We start from the raw sequence: 16,595 nt of genomic DNA on the forward strand, positions 1-16,595 counted from the left end.
GCGTCTGCACCTCAATCGGGCACAAAGCGCTGCCTGAACTTCAACGCATCTTCGGGCAACTCCAGCGTGACCAGCTGGCCCATTTTGGTGTCGGAGCTGCGGCAAGCCGCAAACAGGCTGTATTTGCCCTTGAAGTGGTAGTTGTCCAGATCAATCAGCATATAGGGATAAGGCACAAACACCTGGTGCAAAAAAATCGTGCGGTCGCGATTGCGCGGCGACGGGAAAAGTTTGTAGTCGTCGGTGGTGATGCTTTGTCCGGTGGCCATGGGATGTCCGTATTGGGGGTTGGCGCGCGTCAGCGTTCAATAGTGCGGGGGCAAGTCGTCGCCCGACCGGCTGACGCCAGCGGCACCGGCTTCGTTGGCGGGTTGGTGCAGGCGGCCCACCTCACGAATCAGCAGGTCGATTTGTTGCTGCTGGCGAATGACCACCTGGTTGAGTTGCTCCAGCAGGTCTTCGCCAAAGCTGGCCTTGATTTCCAGATCGGTCAGGCGCTTGTTGATGTCTTGCGAGGGCTCCATACCCCTATTGGACACGAGTTTCAACGGCGATCAGGCACCCATGCCGCGCCCTCCCCCGCCACTGGGATGCGCAGCCGGACGAATGGTCCGCCTCCTACACCGGCTTGCGCCTGATTCCGCTGGCCCGACCCTGGCGCTCGCGCCACGATCAAGCTCATCACTCAACCACTGGAACCACCATGAGCATTCTCGGCAAGATACTGGACAAAATTTTCCCATCCCGCAAATCCAACGACGCCACCACAGCGCCAGCGCCGTCCAACGATGACGTTTCATTGGCCGCAGCCACAGCCGGCGCTGCCCGAGCCGCCAACGCCGCGCCAGCGCCTTCGGCCATGGAGCAGGTGGACGTGGAAGCGATGCTGGACGGCCTGGCACAGAAAAACCCGCAAAAGCTCAACTGGAAAACATCCATTGTTGACCTGATGAAGCTGCTCGAGCTGGACAGCAGCCTGGGCGAGCGCAAAGAGCTGGCCAAAGAACTGGGCTACACCGGCGACACCAGCGACAGCGCCGCCATGAACATCTGGCTGCACCGCCAGGTCATGAACAAACTTGCAGCCAATGGTGGCAAGGTACCGGCCGAGCTGAAAGACTGAGCGTCTGCAACACACCCCATTTTTTCGCTTTACAACTCAACTCTCACGGAAATTTAGTCATGGGCATTCTCTGGACCATCCTGATCGGTTTTATTGTCGGCATCGTTGCCAAGTTTTTGATGCCGGGGCGTGACCCCGCTGGTTTCATCATCACTGTGCTGATCGGTGTGGTGGGCTCGGTGCTTGCCAGCTACATCGGTGGTGCACTGGGGCTTTACACGGTGGGTGAGTCAGCAGGCTTCATCGCCGCAGTGTTGGGCGCCATGCTGCTGCTGTTCATCTACCGCATGGTCACCGGCAAGCGCGGCTGATTCTTTCAAGCCAAATACGGCTTCTGCCCACGCCTACCGGGCGCAGGCAGCTATTCTTTTTGTAGCATATCGCTGACCTGCCGACCTATGGCCAGTGCGCTGGTCAGGCCTGGCGATTCCATGCCAAAAAGGTTGACCAGTCCTGGCACACCATGGTCTGCGGGGCCCTGGATCAAAAAATCCCGCGCCGGCTCGGACGGCGACTGTATCTTGGGCCGTATGCCGGCGTAACCGGCCTGCAAAGCGCCATCAGGCAGGCCCGGCCAGTATTTCCGCACTTCGGCGTAAAAAGCGTCACCCCGGGCCGGGTCCACCACCAGGTCATCGGGCGAGTTCACCCATTGCACATCGGGGCCAAATTTGGCCTGCCCGCCCAGATCCAGCGTCAGATGCACACCCAGCCCAGCCGCCTCGGGCACAGGGTAAATCAGGCGGCTGAAAGGCGAGCGCCCTGCCAGGGTGAAATAGTTGCCCTTGGCGTAATGGCTGGGCGGCACATGCTGCGCAGCCAGTCCGGCAAAACGCCGAGCCAGTGCCTGCGCGTGTAGTCCGGCGGCATTGACCACGCTGCGCGCCTGCAACGCTGTGCCATCTTCTGCTATCAACGTAATAGCGCCTTGCGCACAACTGGCATGGGCCAAAGGCGAATTAAGCACCACCATGCCGCCTGCGGCCTCCAGATCGCCCTGCAAGGCCAGCATCAGCGCGTGGCTGTCGACAATGCCGGTGCTGGGGCTGTGCACGGCGGCGATACATTCGAGTTGCGGCTCCATGCTTTTGGCCTGCTCAGCGCTCAACAAGACCAGATCGCGCACACCGTTGGCTGCCGCCTTGTTGATGATGGCCTGCAATTGGGCCAGCTGCGAAGCCTGCGTAGCCACAATCAGTTTGCCGCAGCGGCTGTGACCGACGCCCCGCTCATCGCAATAGCTGTAGAGCAGTGCCTTGCCCTCCACACAAAGCCGCGCCTTGAGCGAGCCCTGCGGGTAATAGATCCCGGCGTGAATGACCTCGCTGTTGCGTGAACTGGTGCCGGTGCCAATGCCGTCCGCAGCTTCCAGCACCAAGACCTCCCTGCCCTGCAAAGCCAGGGCGCGCGCCACTGCCAGGCCGATCACACCGGCGCCTATCACCACGGCATCCACTTCATCCATTCAGTTCCCCTGCTCAAAACCATCCAGCACCTGGACCGCGTTGACACCCAGTGCCTCGGCGGCGTAACCGCCCTCCAGCACAAAAACGGTCGGCAGGCCAAGTGCGGCCAGGCGCTGACCAAGGCGCTGAAAGTCGTCGGCGCGCAGGGCGAAGGTGCAAATCGGATCGTCCGCAAAAGTGTCCAGCCCGAGCGAGACCACAAGTGCCTGGGCGCTATACCGCGTGATCCGTATGCAAGCCTGCTCCAGCGCCGCAAACCATGCGTCGACCGATGTACCCGCTGCCAGCGGCAGGTTCAGGTTGAAGCCCAGACCGGCACCCGCGCCGGTCTCATCCGCGTGGCCCAGATAAAACGGGTACTCAGTACGCGGGTCACCGTGCAGGCTGACAAACAACACGTCTGCGCGATCGTAAAAAATGCTTTGTGTGCCGTTGCCATGGTGGTAGTCCACATCCAGCACGGCTACGCGCTGGTGGCCGGCATTGCGCAGGGCCTGGGCCGCTACGGCAGCATTGTTGAGAAAGCAGTAGCCCCCCATGAAGTCAGCGCCGGCATGGTGCCCTGGCGGCCGGCTGCAGCAAAAGACCGCGCGCTGGCCTTTGCCGAGCAAATCGGCCGCGCTGGCGGCGGCATCAGCCCCCGCCTTGGCAGCAGCCCAGGTGCCGGCCGACAGCGGCGAGCCGTTGTCCATGGCATACAAGCCCAGCCGTGCGGTGAAGTTCTCGGGCTCGATGTCACTGCGCAGCGTGCGCACCGGCCAGACCGAGGGAAACGGTTGCAGTGCACCGTTGCCGGGTGCCAGCGCCAGCCAGTCGCGCCAGGCGTTTTCAAGAAACGCGAGGTAACGTGCGCTGTGCACCTGCACCAGCACCGGGCGGCTGTCGGTATGCGGGGCACGTATCTCATGGCCGCGCTGCAGCAGGCGCTCTTTCACCCAGGTGGCGCGCGCCGGGTTCTCAAAACAGGGCACACGTTCCCCGCGAAAAAATTCGAAGGCCGGGGCGTGAAGTAGATGCTGGTCGCTGAACAGGGCAATCATGGAAAACAGAGCTTGAAAAAAAACTACACCAGGCGCGGATCGGTCAGCAGTAGCCGCTCCAGCAGGGACCGCAAACTGATTTTCAGAGGCTCAAAGCCGGGGCTGATGGCCAGTGTTTCTTCGTCCATGTAGAGCTTGCGGTTGATTTCCAGCTGGATGCTGTGGCGCTGCGCGCCGGGGTTGGCATGACGCCGGACCAGTTCCACCCCCTTGTACGGGTGGTTGTAGGCCACGCTGTAACCCAGGCCGCGAAGGTGCTCACACACCAGCTGGCCCAGCGCGGCGCTGGAGGTCGTCTCATCGCGGTTACCAACCACAAAATCGGCATGCGCCTCACCCGGAAACTCGGTCGCATGGCTGGAGGCAATCGCCGGCATGGAGTGGCAGTTGATATGGATGCTGTAGCCGTGGCGCGCATGGGCCGCATCAATGGCGTCGGCCAGCGCCGCGTGGTACGGCTGCCAGCATTGCGCGATACGCGCCTGCGCCTCTGCCACCGAGAGTTTGCGCGCGTAAATCGGCGTGCCGTCGTCGGTGGTGCGCCAGATCAGCCCCTTGCCGAGGCGCACCTTGGACAGTACTTTCGGGTCGGTCGCCACCGGGTCGGGCCAGGCGCTGTCAAACAGGCTGACATCGACCTCGGTGGTGTCGCGGTTCACGTCCAGGTAACTGCGCGGAAAAAACGCCTCCAGCCAGTGCACCCCCATGCCAGGGGCAAAGTCATACAACTTTTCGACATGGGTGTCTTCTGCGCGGCGCAGCACCGGCATGGCACAGGCGTGGGCAAAATCGGCCGGGTAGGCGGTGCCGCTGTGCGGCGAATCCAGCACCAGCGGGCTGGCGCCGGGCATATAACGAAGCGGTGGGGTCATGGCCTTGATTGTCGCCTCACCGCGCTGCCTGGCCAGCGAAGACGTGGCGCAGGGCCTGGCGCCGGCGCCGCTGAACGACGGCTAAATGGACGACATGCGCTACTAACTGTGTCACCCCGAATCGCGCAGCCACCTCAAGACGCTGACCGGCTTTCGCGACTGGCTGCTGGCCAGCGTGGACCAGTCTCCCGCCTCCGCGCAGACTGCACCCCGAATATTTCTGCTATCAAATACATAGCTGTTTGCGCATACCAAGCAAGGGCTGCAACCCGATTTGACCTGTAATTTCAGGCCTACGAGGATACGGGCCTGCGGTCCGGCACGATCTCGCTGGTGTGCACCAGCTCAAATCGCCCGCCCTCAGCTGCCAATCCAGCAGCCCGATAGTCCCAGCGCTGCAGCTCGCAGCGCAAGGGCCGACTTTGCGTGTCGTGGCACAGCAGGTTGACCGAATTGGGTGCCTCGCGCCGTACCCGCGACGACAGCGCGGTGCCGGCCTGTACACACCACATGCGTCGGCCCAGTCCGGCCACAGGTCCGGAGAGTTCCGTCACATACGGCAGGTGGATGTGTCCCCCCATCACAATGTCGGCACCGGCATCGGCCCAGGCGCGCACCGCCGGCTCCCAGCCGCGAAGGCGGTCGTGTTCGTCCTCGGGCCGGGTGACATACACCGGCTGGTGCACCACCACCACCCGCAATTGCGCGGGCGCGGCCAGGCGAAGCTGCTGCACCACCTGATTTATCTGCGCGCTGGAGACTTCGCCGTTTTTATGGCGCCAGCGGCGTGTGGTCTTGACGCCGATCAGGCTGAGCCAGGGGGTGGCTATAACCGGCTCAAGCTCGGGACCGAAATGACGCAAGTAACGGGCGTAAGGCTGAACCAGCCGCTGATACAGATTGAACAGTGGCACATCATGGTTGCCCGGCAAGGACAGCATCTGCGGTATGGCCAGGCGGTCGCAGAAGGCCCGGGCCTGCGCAAATTGCGCGGTGTGGGCGCGCTGGGTGATATCACCCGAAAGCACCAGAACATCGGGCTGCTGCGCAGCCGCCAAGGCCTCCAGCGCGCGCATGACAGGCGCTTGTACCGTACCGAAGTGAGGGTCAGAAATCTGCAGCAGTTTTTTCATGCCACCTCCGCACGGTCACCCGGCGCCGGTACCAGCAACATCAGGCGCTCGGCAGCCACCTCAAACAGCAGCGGCGTCCGCGCCCAGCCGACCTCACCGTCGGTGGCCAGCTTGATGCGCCTGCGCCCGCGCGGCATCACGCGCAGGCGGGTGAATGAAAAGCTGTGCACCGTGTCGGCCTCGCCGAGCTGCCCCAGCACGCCCCGCAGCAGCAAGCCAAACAGCGCCAGTGTGCCGATGGGTCGCAGCACGATGCCGGCCAGATGGCCGTGCTGCACCGCGTTCGCGTCTTTTTCGGCAATGCCGACGCGGGCGAGTTGCAGGTGGTTGTTGCCCACAAACAGTGTCGGCGTGCGCAGCGCCGCTGCCTGGCCAGCGGTTTCGATTTGCAGATCCAGCTGACCGCGCGCCTGAAACACGCTGGCCAGCCCGGCGGCGAAAGCCACGAGGCGGCTGCGGCCCCACTGCTGCTTCCAGGCCTCGCGGTCTTCCAGCAACTGCGGGTACAAACCCAGGCTGGCATTGACCAGAAACAGCTGGCCATTGACCTTGCCCACCTGCACCGGGCTGACGCTGGCCCGCAGCAAGGCGTGGGCTGCGGCCAGCGTGTCCTGCGGTATCGCATGGCTGCGGGCAAAGTAGTTGAAAGTGCCCTGCGGCAAAACACCAAAGGGGCAGCCACTGCCCAGCACCGCGCTGGCCACGGTGTTGATGGTGCCGTCCCCGCCAGCGGCCACCACCACACCACCCCGCGAACGGGCCAGCTCCACGGCGCGGCTGGCCTGCGCCTGCAGTTGCGCGGGCTCGGCAACTTCCAGAAACTCGAAATCACGGCCGGATTCGGTGAAAACGCCTGTCAGGGCGGTCTTCGCGTCGCCCGCCGCGTGGCTGCCCGAGGCGGCATTGATCACGATAAACAAAGGCCCGTTGCGGGCGGCGTCCTGCGCCTGGGTATCAACACTCATGAATGAAGCCTAGCTGCGCAAACTTCAGCGCGGTGTCAGGCAAATGCCCTTGTCCGGGTGCCCGCATGGCCTCAAAGACGTTTGTTTTTTATTTCATCTGCACCGAACCAGACACATTAACCACCACCGAGGCCTTGCCGGCCTCTACCGGAACGGACGAATCCGACATCGCGGCTTTGGCTTCCATGGCCTGCATGCGCGGGCGCACCGGCCCCTGGTCGTTGGCATTGATGGACACCTCGCGCAGGGTGTAGCCGGCAAATCCGAAACTTTTGGCAATGTCAGCCGCCTTGGTCTTGAAACGCTCAATGGCCTGGGCCTGGGCATCCCCCTCAACCCTGGCGCGTTCCTCGCGGCTCAGTGCAAAGCCCACATTGCCCAGCGAGAGTGTCTGTATCTTGCCGGCCGCCGCGGTGATGCGCGGGAAATCACGGCCCTCCAGCACCAGCTCGGTACTGCCCTGCCAGCCGTTGATCTTGCCTTCCTTGCCATAACGCGGATACAGGCTGAAGTTGCCGGTACGCACATCCATCAGCCCCGGCTGGGCGGTTTTTTTGGCCTCGGCCAAGGCAGATTCGAGAGCGAGCTTGAGCTGGTTTTGTACCACCGCGGAATCGGTGCCGTCACGCGTGGTGCTCAGCACCATGGACAACAGGTCTTGCTGGACTTCCACCGTGGCGCTGGCCGACAGTTGGGCAATGTTTTGCAGCTGCGGCGCCATCATGACCGGCTGCAAGGTCTGCGCCCGCGACGTGCTGGCGCCAGCCGCCCCCGTCAGCAAAACGCAGATCGCCAGGAATCGGGTGGTTTTTTTCACGGAATAACTTTCAGAGGGGTTCAAACGGGATAAATGGCTGGGGAACATCGTGCACGCTGGCGTGCAAGGGGGAGAAAGAGTGGCCACGAGGCAGATCAGCTTACTGGAATCCCCGCACACGCCTGTCAGCAATTGGCGCTATTTGCTGTCATCAGGCGTCGCATTTACTTTATTGGCATGCATTGCCCTGTTATCGGTTCAAAAATCGACTGCAAGTTCTGTAACAGTGTGTCAAAGTAGTCGGAAAAAGACGAATCGGCAGTTTTAGCCTTCAGAATTGGCTCTGTTACAAATTACGATCGCCCTATGACACAAGCTAGCAACACATCCCGCGCCGACAAGATCCTGATTGTTGATGACGATGCCCGCATACGCGACCTGCTGCGCCGCTACCTGACCCAGGAGGGCTTTGAAGTCATCCTGGCCGAAGACAGCAAGGCGCTGAACCGCATCATGATGCGCGATGCGGTTGATCTGATCGTGCTGGACCTGATGATGCCCGGTGAGGACGGTCTGTCGATTTGCCGCCGACTGCGCGCAGCCAACGACCGCACCCCCATCATCATGCTGACCGCCAAGGGCGAAGACGTGGACCGCATTGTGGGCCTGGAAGTTGGCGCCGACGACTACCTGGCCAAGCCCTTCAATCCGCGCGAGTTGCTGGCCCGTATCCATGCGGTGCTCCGCCGCCGCCCCGCCGTGGAAGTGCCCGGTGCGCCTTCTGCCGAGCAGGAAGTGGTCAACTTTGGCCCGTTCAGCTTCGACATGGGCTTGCGCACCCTGCAAAAAAACGGCGACGAACTGCCGCTGACCACCGGCGAATTTGCCATGCTCAAAACCCTGGTGCGCCATCCGCGCCAGCCCTTGTCGCGCGAAAAACTGGCCCAGCTGGCGCGAGGCCGCGAGTTCGAGCCCTTTGACCGAAGCCTGGACGTGCAGGTTTCGCGCCTGCGCAAGCTGATTGAAGTGGACGCAGCGGCGCCGCGCTACATTCAGACCGTATGGGGCATTGGTTATGTGTTTGTGCCGGACGGGACAAGCTGAGGCGCCTGCCTGAACATACACGCCTGACCCCGGGCGAAATCGAGTTCTACCACGGCTTAATTCAGATTTTCAGGACGTCCCCGCATGCAAGCCACCCGCGCCGCCACTCTGGAAACTGCCCCTGCTCCACTGGAGACTGCGCCCGCCCCGCTTGAAATGCGGCCACGCGTCGGGCTGAGCCTGTTCTGGCGCACTTTTTTATTCCTGTCCGTCCTGCTGGTCGGCTGCATCATCGCCTGGCTGCAAACCTTCAGGGCGCTGGAGTTTGAGCCACGTGCGGTGCAAAGCGCCAAGCAACTCGCCTCGCTGGTCAACCTGAGCCGCGCGGCGCTCAAGTACTCCGACTCGATCACCCGGGTCTGGCTCATCAAGACCCTGGCCGAAGAAGAAGGCGTGCGCATTTCCCCGCGCGAGCCGCGCGACAAGTACCAGCTGTTTGTCAACGACCCCTTCGGTGAGCGCATCGGTGACGAACTCGCCTCGCGCATGGGCAAGGGCACGGTGGTGGCCAAATCCGTCAATGGGGTGGCGGGCGTGTGGGTCGGCTTCAACATTGACGGCGACTCCTACTGGCTGCTCACCGACCCGTCGCGCCTGGGGCCGCTACAGGGCGGCACCTGGCTGATCTGGCTGATCACCGCAGCGATTTTGTCGCTGGTTGGCGCAGCCCTGATTGCGCGGCTGATCAACCGGCCGCTCAAGCAGTTGTCGTTTGCGGCCAGCCGCATGCGCGACGGCGACTTTGACGCCAGCCTGCTCGACGAACAGGTGGCTACCAGCGAAATCCGCGAGGTCAACATCGGCTTTAACCGCATGGCCGAGCAACTCTCCAAAATCGAGGAAGACCGCGTCATCATGCTGGCCGGCATTTCACACGACCTGCGCACGCCCCTGGCGCGCCTGCGCCTGGAAACCGAAATGAGCGTGGCTGATGCCGAGGCGCGTGCCCACATGGCCGCCGACATCTCGCAGCTCGACGCCATCATCGACAAGTTTCTCGACTACGCCCGACCCGACCCGCCGCAACTGGCGTCTGTCTCGCTGAACGCCATCATTGATGCGGCGGTGTATTCGGTGGCCGAGTACACCGACATGCGCGTGAACGTCACCCTGCCCGGGCATATCACCGTGCTGGCCGACGAGGTGGAACTGTCCCGCGTGATTGCCAATCTGCTGGAAAACGCCAGGCGCTACGGCAAGACGCCGGAAACCGGCATTGCCATCGTTGACATTGCAGCCAAGGAACGCGACCAGTGGGTGCTGATCAAGGTGCGCGACCACGGCACCGGCGTCGCACCCCAGACGCTCAACAACCTCACCAAGCCGTTTTTTCGCGGCGATGCGGCCCGTACCGCTGCCACCGGGGCCGGCCTTGGCCTGGCCATTGTCGAAAGAACGCTGCACCGGATGGGGGGCGTGTTTGCGCTTGCAAACACCAGCTCAGGCGGGCTGGCGGCGCATATCAAGCTGAGGAGAGGGTGAATAGAGCCCCCACGTTCGCTCACTGCGTGTAGCTCTCTGCCTCACGAGGGGGCGCTGCGCCTGCGGCCCCTGCTTGAAAATGTGCCTTCCCTCGTTTGAAGCCCGCGTTTACATCTTGAATAGCTCTCCAACCCTTACCCGACGGGCGCATTCAGCTCCTAAAACAATAGCGCCACGGCGCGCGCTTCCATGCTCAGGCCCTGGCCTACCGGGCCCAGTTTCTCGGCGGTTTTGGCTTTGACGTTGACGCGTGAGACGTCCAGCGCCAGCGCATCTGCCAGGCACTGCCGCATGGCTGGAATATGGCTGGCCAGCTTGGGCGCCTGGGCGATCACGGTGCTGTCGATGTTGCCGATGCGCAGCCCGCGCTCTGCCAGCAGGCGGGCTGTCTCGCGCAGCAGCACAACCGAGTCAGCCCCTTTGAAGCGCGCATCGGTGTCCGGGAAATGCCCGCCAATATCGCCCAGCCCGGCTGCACCCAGCAGCGCGTCAATGATGGCGTGAATCAACACATCGGCATCGGAATGACCGAGCAGGCCTGCTGTGTGGGGCACGGAGACACCACCGATGATGAGCGGGCGCCCCGGCACCAGGGCGTGGCAGTCCCAGCCCTCCCCTATGCGCCATGAAGGTGTTGCGGAGGTTTCAGAGGGGTTCATTTGAAGGGGGTTTGTCAGGGTCAGCGGCCTTTGCCGGTTTTTTGGCAGCGGCTGCTTTGCGCGCTGGCGGTTTTTTGCGACTTTTGATCAGCGCTTCGGCCAGCAAAAAATCTTCGGGCCAGGTCACCTTGAAATTGTGGGCGCTGCCGCGCACCAGCCGGGGGCTCAGCCCGAAAGCCTCCATCGCGCTGGCCTCATCGGTGACGGTATCGCCCAGATTCAGCGCCATTTTCAGCGCCTGCATCAAAGCCCCCAGGCGAAACATCTGCGGGGTTTGCGCCAGCCACTTGTCGGATCGGTCCAGCGTGGCCAGCACGCGGCCGTCCTGAGCCTGTTTGAGCGTGTCGGGCAGCGGCTGGGCCAGCAGGCCACCCACCGGATCGCTCTGGCAGATATCAATCAGGCTGTTGATCAGGGCCGGGGTGATCAGGCAGCGTGCGGCATCGTGCACCAGAACCCAGTCATCGGGCTCGCCGCCACTGACGGCCAGTTGCTCCAGCCCATTGAGCACACTGACCGCGCGGCTTGCGCCGCCACAGGGCACAACCTGGTAGCCCGCATCGGCCTGCGCGCTGAAAAAGTTGTCGCCCGGGGCCACCACCACCAGGCATGAATTGATGCGCGCCACCTGGGCAAAAGCGTTGAGCGTGTGCTCAACCATGGGTAGCCCGGCAATCGGCTGGTACTGCTTGGGAGGCAACTGACCCGGCTCACCGACCGGCAGGTCGGCCACCGCCCTGCTGCCCTGGCCCGCGCAGGGAATCAGCGCAAAAAAACGGGGAACGAGGGATTTCTCAAACACGGGCGTCATACCTTCATCATAGATTCTAAAATCGGGTCTGCAAAAGCGGCGCACACCCCACTCCATCCGGTTTGGGGTGTTTGCCTTTGGTCAAGCCGATTACCGCCACATTTTCTGATTGCTTCATGGATTTACCCAAACTGCTGCCCGGCAAACGCTACACCCTGCCCCAACCCGCCGGTTCGGCCGATGCCTTGTTGCTGGCAAAGCTTGGCCTGAAGGAAAAATCGGCCGGGCGCCTGACGGCCATCGTCACCGCCGACGCGGCCAGCGCGCAACGGCTGCTGGACGAACTGGCCTTTTTTGCGCCCGCGCTGCGCTGCGCACTGTTTCCCGACTGGGAGACCCTGCCCTACGACACTTTTTCGCCGCATCAGGACCTGATCAGCGAACGGCTGGCCACGCTGTGGCGCATCAGTCAGCGCGACAAGGACAGTGGCGCTGATGTGGTGATCGTTCCCGCCACCACCGCACTGTACCGGCTGGCGCCGCCGGCCTTTCTGGCGGGCTACACCTTTCATTTCAAGGTCAAGCAAAAACTCGACGAAGCCAAACTCAAAAGCCAGCTGACCCTGGCCGGCTACAGCCACGTCACGCAGGTGGTGGGCCCCGGCGAATACGCAGTGCGCGGTGGCCTGATTGACCTGTTTCCCATGGGTTCTGCCGTGCCCTACCGCGTGGACCTGTTCGACGACGAGATCGACTCGATACGCACCTTTGACCCGGACAGCCAGCGCAGCCTTTACCCCGTGCCTGAAGTGCGTCTGCTGCCAGGCCGCGAGTTTCCGATGGACGACGATGCCCGCGCCCGCTTCAGGAGCCGCTGGCGCGAACTGCTGGAGGGCGACCCGACCAAAAGCCGCATCTACAAGGACATCGGCAACGGCGTGGCCACGGCCGGCATCGAGTATTACCTGCCGCTGTTTTTTGAAGACACGGCGACGGTGTTCGACTACCTCGGCGCCGAAGCCACCGTGGTGTTGCATGGCGATCTGGAGCCGGCCTTCCAGCGTTTCTGGCAGGACACCAAGGACCGCTACCGGCTGGTAAAAGACGCGCCAGATCGGCCGGCGCTGCCGCCCGAATCGCTGTTCCTGAGCACTGAGCAGTTTTATGCGCGCGCCAACGATTACCCACAGCTGGCCATACGCCCCGCGATCGAAGATGTGGCGGATAACGCGCATTTTCAGAAGCTCGGCGAGATGTCGGTGGTGCGCGGCGCCGAAGATCCGCTGGCGCGGCTGAAAGCACATATCCGCAATACGCCGCAGCGCGTACTGCTGCTGGCTGAAAGCGACGGCCGGCGCGAAAGCCTGCTGGACTTCCTGCGGGCCAGCAGCCTGAGCCCGCCGGCCTTTGATTCGCTGGAAGATTTTCAGGCCAGCGATGAAAAGCTGGGCATTGCCACGGCAGCGCTGAACACCGGCTTCAGCTGGCTGGAAGGTGATATTGATTTCGTCACCGAAACCGAATTGTTTGCCGCAGGCGTCGTCACGCGGCGGCGCAACAAAAAGCAGGAGCAGGTCAGCGATGTCGAAGCGCTGATCAAGGACCTGTCCGAACTCAATGTCGGTGACCCGGTGGTGCACAGCGCACACGGCATTGGCCGCTACAAGGGCCTGGTCAACATGGACCTGGGCCAGGGCATCACCGAGTTTTTGCACCTGCAATACGCCGACGACGCCACACTGTACGTGCCGGTCAGCCAGTTGCAGCAAATCAGCCGCTACACCGGCGTCAGCGCGGACGAGGCGCCGTTGCACCGGCTGGGAAGTGGTCAGTGGGAAAAAGCCAAACGCAAGGCAGCCGAACAGGTCCGCGACTCGGCGGCCGAACTGCTCAACATCTACGCCCGCCGCGCCGCGCGTGAAGGCCATGCTTTCCGCTATTCGCCCGACGACTATGAAAGTTTTGCCAACGACTTCGGTTTCGAGGAAACCGCCGACCAGCGCGCCGCCATCCATGCCGTCATCCAGGACATGATCAGCCCGCGCCCTATGGACCGGCTGGTCTGCGGCGACGTGGGCTTCGGCAAAACCGAGGTTGCGCTGCGTGCCGCCTTCATCGCCATCACAGGCGGCAAACAGGTGGCGCTGCTGGCGCCCACCACGCTGCTGGCCGAACAGCACTACCAGACGCTGGTGGACCGTTTTGCCAAGTGGCCGGTCAAGGTGGCCGAGATGAGCCGCTTCCGCTCCACCAAGGAAATCAACGCAGCGGCCAAGGGCCTGGCCGATGGCTCGGTCGACATCGTGGTCGGCACACACAAGCTGCTCAGCGAGAGCGTGAAGTTCAAGGACCTCGGCCTCCTCATCATCGACGAGGAGCACCGCTTCGGCGTGCGCCACAAGGAGCAGATGAAGGCGCTGCGCGCCGAAGTCGATGTGCTCACGCTCACGGCCACGCCGATCCCGCGCACGCTGGGCATGGCGCTCGAAGGCCTGCGCGATCTGAGCGTGATCGCCACCGCGCCGCAGCGTCGCCTGGCCATCAAGACCTTCGTCAGCAACTACAGCCAGGGCGTGATCCGCGAAGCCGTGCTGCGCGAACTCAAACGTGGCGGGCAAGTGTACTTCCTGCACAACGAGGTGGACACCATCGCCAACATGGCGGAGAAGCTCACCGCGCTGCTGCCGGAAGCGCGCATCCGCGTGGCGCACGGCCAGATGAACGAACGCGATCTGGAAGCGGTGATGCGCGACTTCACCCACCAGCGTTTCAACGTGCTGCTGTGCTCCACCATCATCGAGACCGGCATCGACGTGCCGACCGCCAACACCATCCTCATCAACCGCGCCGACCGCTTCGGCCTCGCGCAGTTGCACCAGTTGCGCGGCCGTGTCGGGCGTTCGCACCACCAGGCCTATGCCTACCTGTTGGTGGACAGCATGGATGGGCTCGCCGCACAGGCGAAGAAACGCCTCGAAGCGATCCAGGCGATGGAACAACTTGGCAGCGGCTTCTACCTCGCGATGCACGACTTGGAGATACGCGGGGCGGGCGAAGTGCTGGGCGAATCGCAGAGCGGCGAGATGCAGGAGATCGGTTTCAGTCTGTACAACGACATGCTCTCCGCCGCCATCACCTCGCTACGGCAAGGCAAGGAGCCGGACATGGCGCATCCGCTGGGTGTGACCACCGAGATCAACCTGCATACGCCGGCGCTGCTGCCGGACGACTACTGCGGCGACATCCACCAGCGTCTGGTCATCTACAAGCGCCTCGCCAACTGTGCATCGCTGGAAGAACTGGAAGAAATGCAGCAGGAACTCATCGACCGCTTCGGTCTGCTGCCCGATCCGACGCAAGCGCTGTTCGACTGTCACCGCCTGCGCATCCTTGCCAAACCGATCGGCATCAGCAAACTGGATGCGTCCGGCGAAGCTATCGTGATTCAATTTGTGCCGAACCCGCCGATCGATCCAATGAAGATCATCACGCTCCTTCAGAGCAAGCGGCATATCAAAATGGCGGGACAGGACAAGTTGCGCATTGAGTTGAAATACGGAGATTTGAAGCAGCGCGTGTTGGCGGTCGTGCAGTTTTTCAAGGAGTTAATTTAATCTGCCACCACGCAGGCTGGCGCGGAACGACTCCAGCTCGGAAGCCAATTCGCTGAAGTCGGCAGAAGACGCCCAGAACAGCCGGATTCGCTCCAGCTCGGCGCGACCGCGCAGGCGCGGCTCCCGCTCTCTTGCCAGACGCTGTGCTGTCCATACTCCCCCCATGCGATGGTAGCAGTCGCTCTCGCGGCAGCCGGTAATGAATACGCCGTCGACCTGACGCTCATGCAGCGCATATTCGATAAAGGAGGGCGGCAACATGGCGGTGCAGGGCAGGCTCATGACGGCCACGCCTGCGCTGCGCAATTTCCCGATATCTGCCGCGTTATCACAGCCGAAAACCATGACCCGCGCATCGCCCTGCAGCTTTGCCAGATCGGCTGTCATTGCGGCGCGCAGCCCGTGCATCGGCAGGGAGGGCATTTCTATTCCGCTTACGTAATCGGCTTCGCCCCTGAACGGGGTCGAGGAGGGACATGCCCCCGCACAGATGCCGCAACTGACACAGCGATCCGGGATCACCACCGCCTGCTCCTGGAAAGGCAAGCCGTCGCTGCGCGGCCGCATCACCACCGCCTCGTAGGGGCAGTCGGCGACGCAACGTCGGCAGCCGTTGCAATCCTTGAGGTTTACTTCGGCAATGGGTATCTGCCTGAACCGGGTTGGCAACCAAGGCAGTATGCCAAGCAGCAAAGTGACCCCGATGACCAGCGTCCATACCTGCCCGGCCGACCATTTATCCAGCAGCGGGCTGATAAACAGATAAAACCAGTCAATCCCGACGCTGCCGGGTTCAATGCCCAGATCTGCCGGTCCCTGACTCAGTGCCGGACTGACCAGTGACAGAACCAGCATTGCCAGCAGCATCCCCCACACCAACCCGCGCCTCGGATTAACCACGGGGTAGCTGATGCGCATGATATGCACCCAGAATAAAAACAGGATGAACAACGGAACGGTCACATGAAAGAACGACATCAATGTGAAGAAACGATTATCCAGCGTGTCGGCGGAAATAAAATAACCCGCCATCGGCGAGCTGAATATCGGCAGCCAGTCAAACCATTCGAGAATGGTTACCGCAGAATATTGGGCCAGCTTGTCCCACACCATCCAGTAGCCGTTGATGCCGGCGGCGAGTAACAGCCAGATCAGCGGCACGCCGGTAAACCACGCAAACCAGCGCGCGCCGCGATAGCGTCCCAGAATGAATTCGCGCAACAGGTGCAGCATCATCACCACCACCAGCGCATCGGAAGCATAGCGGTGCAGGCTGCGCATGATGCCGCCCAGATACCATTGTTCGCGGGTTATATATTCCACGGAGGCGAAGGCGTCCTCCACCCCGGTATCGTAGAAGGCATAAATATAAAGGCCGCTGACGACAACGACCCAGAAGAAATAGAATCCCAGTGCGCCCAGATAATAGAAGGGGTTGAGGTCATTGCCAAAGATTTTGTTCAGCACGCCCTCAAACCGGAGCAGCGTCCTGCGTGCGAGCGATTCGGCGGGACCAGAAGCAGTCAATTCGAACCCTTTTGCCGCCTGCGATACGCCCGGAAATAACCGGTTAATTTCATCGCACTTGGGATGCGACGGCATAATATAATGGTTGGGCTATAACACATT

16 protein-coding genes are annotated in these 16,595 nt (G+C 62.3%); 5 read left to right on the forward strand and 11 right to left on the reverse strand.

The genetic code is table 11. The annotated features are described in order from the left end of the window. Nucleotides 1-11: 11 nt before the first annotated feature. Nucleotides 12-269: a hypothetical protein gene (locus Q8L50_RS15155; protein WP_305349468.1), complete on the reverse strand. Its 258-nt coding sequence runs from the start codon at nucleotides 267-269 to the stop codon at nucleotides 12-14. A 36-nt stretch (nucleotides 270-305) separates the two neighbouring features. Continuing rightward, nucleotides 306-524, reverse strand: coding sequence for a SlyX family protein (locus tag Q8L50_RS15160; protein ID WP_305349469.1), 219 nt, complete (start codon nucleotides 522-524; stop codon nucleotides 306-308). Nucleotides 525-703: 179 nt separating this feature from the next. Here Q8L50_RS15160 and Q8L50_RS15165 point away from each other — a divergent pair, with 179 nt between their 5' ends. Together Q8L50_RS15165 and Q8L50_RS15170 are read left to right on the forward strand one after the other, a co-directional pair. Then, the gene (locus tag Q8L50_RS15165; RefSeq protein WP_305349470.1) at nucleotides 704-1,123 is read left to right on the forward strand and encodes a DUF3597 domain-containing protein; all 420 of its coding nucleotides are present in this window, start codon (nucleotides 704-706) and stop codon (nucleotides 1,121-1,123) included. Nucleotides 1,124-1,182: 59 nt separating this feature from the next. Further along, a complete protein-coding gene (locus Q8L50_RS15170; protein WP_305349471.1) occupies nucleotides 1,183-1,434 on the forward strand; it encodes a GlsB/YeaQ/YmgE family stress response membrane protein in 252 nt (83 codons plus the stop codon). Between the two features lie 50 nt (nucleotides 1,435-1,484). Here Q8L50_RS15170 and Q8L50_RS15175 read toward each other — a convergent pair whose 3' ends face one another. The 6 genes from Q8L50_RS15175 to Q8L50_RS15200 form a co-directional block, all read right to left on the reverse strand. Further along, the gene (locus Q8L50_RS15175; protein ID WP_305349472.1) at nucleotides 1,485-2,588 is read right to left on the reverse strand and encodes an NAD(P)/FAD-dependent oxidoreductase; all 1,104 of its coding nucleotides are present in this window, start codon (nucleotides 2,586-2,588) and stop codon (nucleotides 1,485-1,487) included. Continuing rightward, complete coding sequence (locus tag Q8L50_RS15180) at nucleotides 2,589-3,629, reverse strand: histone deacetylase family protein (protein WP_305349473.1); 1,041 nt, start codon at nucleotides 3,627-3,629, stop codon at nucleotides 2,589-2,591. 23 nt (nucleotides 3,630-3,652) lie between these two features. After that, nucleotides 3,653-4,501 (reverse strand): N-formylglutamate amidohydrolase, encoded by an 849-nt coding sequence (locus Q8L50_RS15185; protein WP_305349474.1) that lies wholly within the window; start codon nucleotides 4,499-4,501, stop codon nucleotides 3,653-3,655. A gap of 293 nt (nucleotides 4,502-4,794) precedes the next feature. After that, nucleotides 4,795-5,634 carry a metallophosphoesterase gene (locus Q8L50_RS15190; RefSeq protein ID WP_305349475.1) on the reverse strand — a complete coding sequence of 280 codons (840 nt, stop codon included), beginning with the start codon at nucleotides 5,632-5,634 and terminating at the stop codon, nucleotides 4,795-4,797. After that, nucleotides 5,631-6,599, reverse strand: a complete 969-nt coding sequence (locus tag Q8L50_RS15195) for a diacylglycerol kinase family protein (RefSeq protein ID WP_305349476.1) — start codon at nucleotides 6,597-6,599, stop codon at nucleotides 5,631-5,633. Before Q8L50_RS15195 ends, Q8L50_RS15190 begins: the two co-directional genes overlap by 4 nt. Nucleotides 6,600-6,687: 88 nt before the next feature. Continuing rightward, nucleotides 6,688-7,416, reverse strand: coding sequence for an SIMPL domain-containing protein (locus tag Q8L50_RS15200; RefSeq protein ID WP_370869814.1), 729 nt, complete (start codon nucleotides 7,414-7,416; stop codon nucleotides 6,688-6,690). Nucleotides 7,417-7,722: 306 nt separating this feature from the next. On the opposite strand from Q8L50_RS15200, the gene ompR reads away from it, so the two are divergent. Then, complete coding sequence (gene ompR, locus Q8L50_RS15205; protein WP_305349477.1) at nucleotides 7,723-8,460, forward strand: two-component system response regulator OmpR; 738 nt, start codon at nucleotides 7,723-7,725, stop codon at nucleotides 8,458-8,460. Nucleotides 8,461-8,544: 84 nt separating this feature from the next. Beyond that, complete coding sequence (locus Q8L50_RS15210; RefSeq protein ID WP_305349478.1) at nucleotides 8,545-9,942, forward strand: sensor histidine kinase; 1,398 nt, start codon at nucleotides 8,545-8,547, stop codon at nucleotides 9,940-9,942. A 158-nt stretch (nucleotides 9,943-10,100) separates the two neighbouring features. Here the strand turns inward: Q8L50_RS15210 and ispF are convergent, their stop codons facing one another. Together ispF and ispD are read right to left on the reverse strand one after the other, a co-directional pair. Then, nucleotides 10,101-10,601: a 2-C-methyl-D-erythritol 2,4-cyclodiphosphate synthase gene (ispF, locus tag Q8L50_RS15215; protein ID WP_305349479.1), complete on the reverse strand. Its 501-nt coding sequence runs from the start codon at nucleotides 10,599-10,601 to the stop codon at nucleotides 10,101-10,103. Beyond that, on the reverse strand, nucleotides 10,588-11,412 hold the full coding sequence (gene ispD / locus Q8L50_RS15220; RefSeq protein WP_305349480.1) for a 2-C-methyl-D-erythritol 4-phosphate cytidylyltransferase: 825 nt from the start codon (nucleotides 11,410-11,412) through the stop codon (nucleotides 10,588-10,590). The genes ispF and ispD overlap by 14 nt, the downstream gene beginning before the upstream one ends. 116 nt (nucleotides 11,413-11,528) lie before the next feature. Here ispD and mfd point away from each other — a divergent pair, with 116 nt between their 5' ends. Continuing rightward, complete coding sequence (gene mfd / locus Q8L50_RS15225; RefSeq protein WP_305349481.1) at nucleotides 11,529-14,966, forward strand: transcription-repair coupling factor; 3,438 nt, start codon at nucleotides 11,529-11,531, stop codon at nucleotides 14,964-14,966. Here mfd and Q8L50_RS15230 read toward each other — a convergent pair. Continuing rightward, nucleotides 14,958-16,568 carry a cytochrome b N-terminal domain-containing protein gene (locus tag Q8L50_RS15230; protein ID WP_305349482.1) on the reverse strand — a complete coding sequence of 537 codons (1,611 nt, stop codon included), beginning with the start codon at nucleotides 16,566-16,568 and terminating at the stop codon, nucleotides 14,958-14,960. The two genes, mfd and Q8L50_RS15230, sit on opposite strands and share 9 nt — an antisense overlap. Nucleotides 16,569-16,595: the final 27 nt, after the last annotated feature.

It is taken from the genome of Polaromonas sp., assembly GCF_030680935.1.
Taxonomy (GTDB): Bacteria; Pseudomonadota; Gammaproteobacteria; order Burkholderiales; family Burkholderiaceae_C; genus Polaromonas.

Bases quoted from the DNA above. Each gene is read 5' to 3' on its own strand.
- Q8L50_RS15155 (WP_305349468.1), bottom strand. From the start codon at position 269: ATGGCCACCGGACAAAGCATCACCACCGACGACTACAAACTTTTCCCG.
- Q8L50_RS15175 (WP_305349472.1), bottom strand. From the start codon at position 2,588: ATGGATGAAGTGGATGCCGTGGTGATAGGCGCCGGTGTGATCGGCCTG.
- mfd (WP_305349481.1), top strand. From the start codon at position 11,529: ATGGATTTACCCAAACTGCTGCCCGGCAAACGCTACACCCTGCCCCAA.
- ompR (WP_305349477.1), top strand. From the start codon at position 7,723: ATGACACAAGCTAGCAACACATCCCGCGCCGACAAGATCCTGATTGTT.
- Q8L50_RS15210 (WP_305349478.1), top strand. From the start codon at position 8,545: ATGCAAGCCACCCGCGCCGCCACTCTGGAAACTGCCCCTGCTCCACTG.
- Q8L50_RS15170 (WP_305349471.1), top strand. From the start codon at position 1,183: ATGGGCATTCTCTGGACCATCCTGATCGGTTTTATTGTCGGCATCGTT.
- Q8L50_RS15185 (WP_305349474.1), bottom strand. From the start codon at position 4,501: ATGACCCCACCGCTTCGTTATATGCCCGGCGCCAGCCCGCTGGTGCTG.
- Q8L50_RS15195 (WP_305349476.1), bottom strand. From the start codon at position 6,599: ATGAGTGTTGATACCCAGGCGCAGGACGCCGCCCGCAACGGGCCTTTG.
- Q8L50_RS15160 (WP_305349469.1), bottom strand. From the start codon at position 524: ATGGAGCCCTCGCAAGACATCAACAAGCGCCTGACCGATCTGGAAATC.
- Q8L50_RS15165 (WP_305349470.1), top strand. From the start codon at position 704: ATGAGCATTCTCGGCAAGATACTGGACAAAATTTTCCCATCCCGCAAA.
- Q8L50_RS15180 (WP_305349473.1), bottom strand. From the start codon at position 3,629: ATGATTGCCCTGTTCAGCGACCAGCATCTACTTCACGCCCCGGCCTTC.
- ispD (WP_305349480.1), bottom strand. From the start codon at position 11,412: ATGACGCCCGTGTTTGAGAAATCCCTCGTTCCCCGTTTTTTTGCGCTG.
- Q8L50_RS15190 (WP_305349475.1), bottom strand. From the start codon at position 5,634: ATGAAAAAACTGCTGCAGATTTCTGACCCTCACTTCGGTACGGTACAA.
- ispF (WP_305349479.1), bottom strand. From the start codon at position 10,601: ATGAACCCCTCTGAAACCTCCGCAACACCTTCATGGCGCATAGGGGAG.
- Q8L50_RS15230 (WP_305349482.1), bottom strand. From the start codon at position 16,568: ATGCCGTCGCATCCCAAGTGCGATGAAATTAACCGGTTATTTCCGGGC.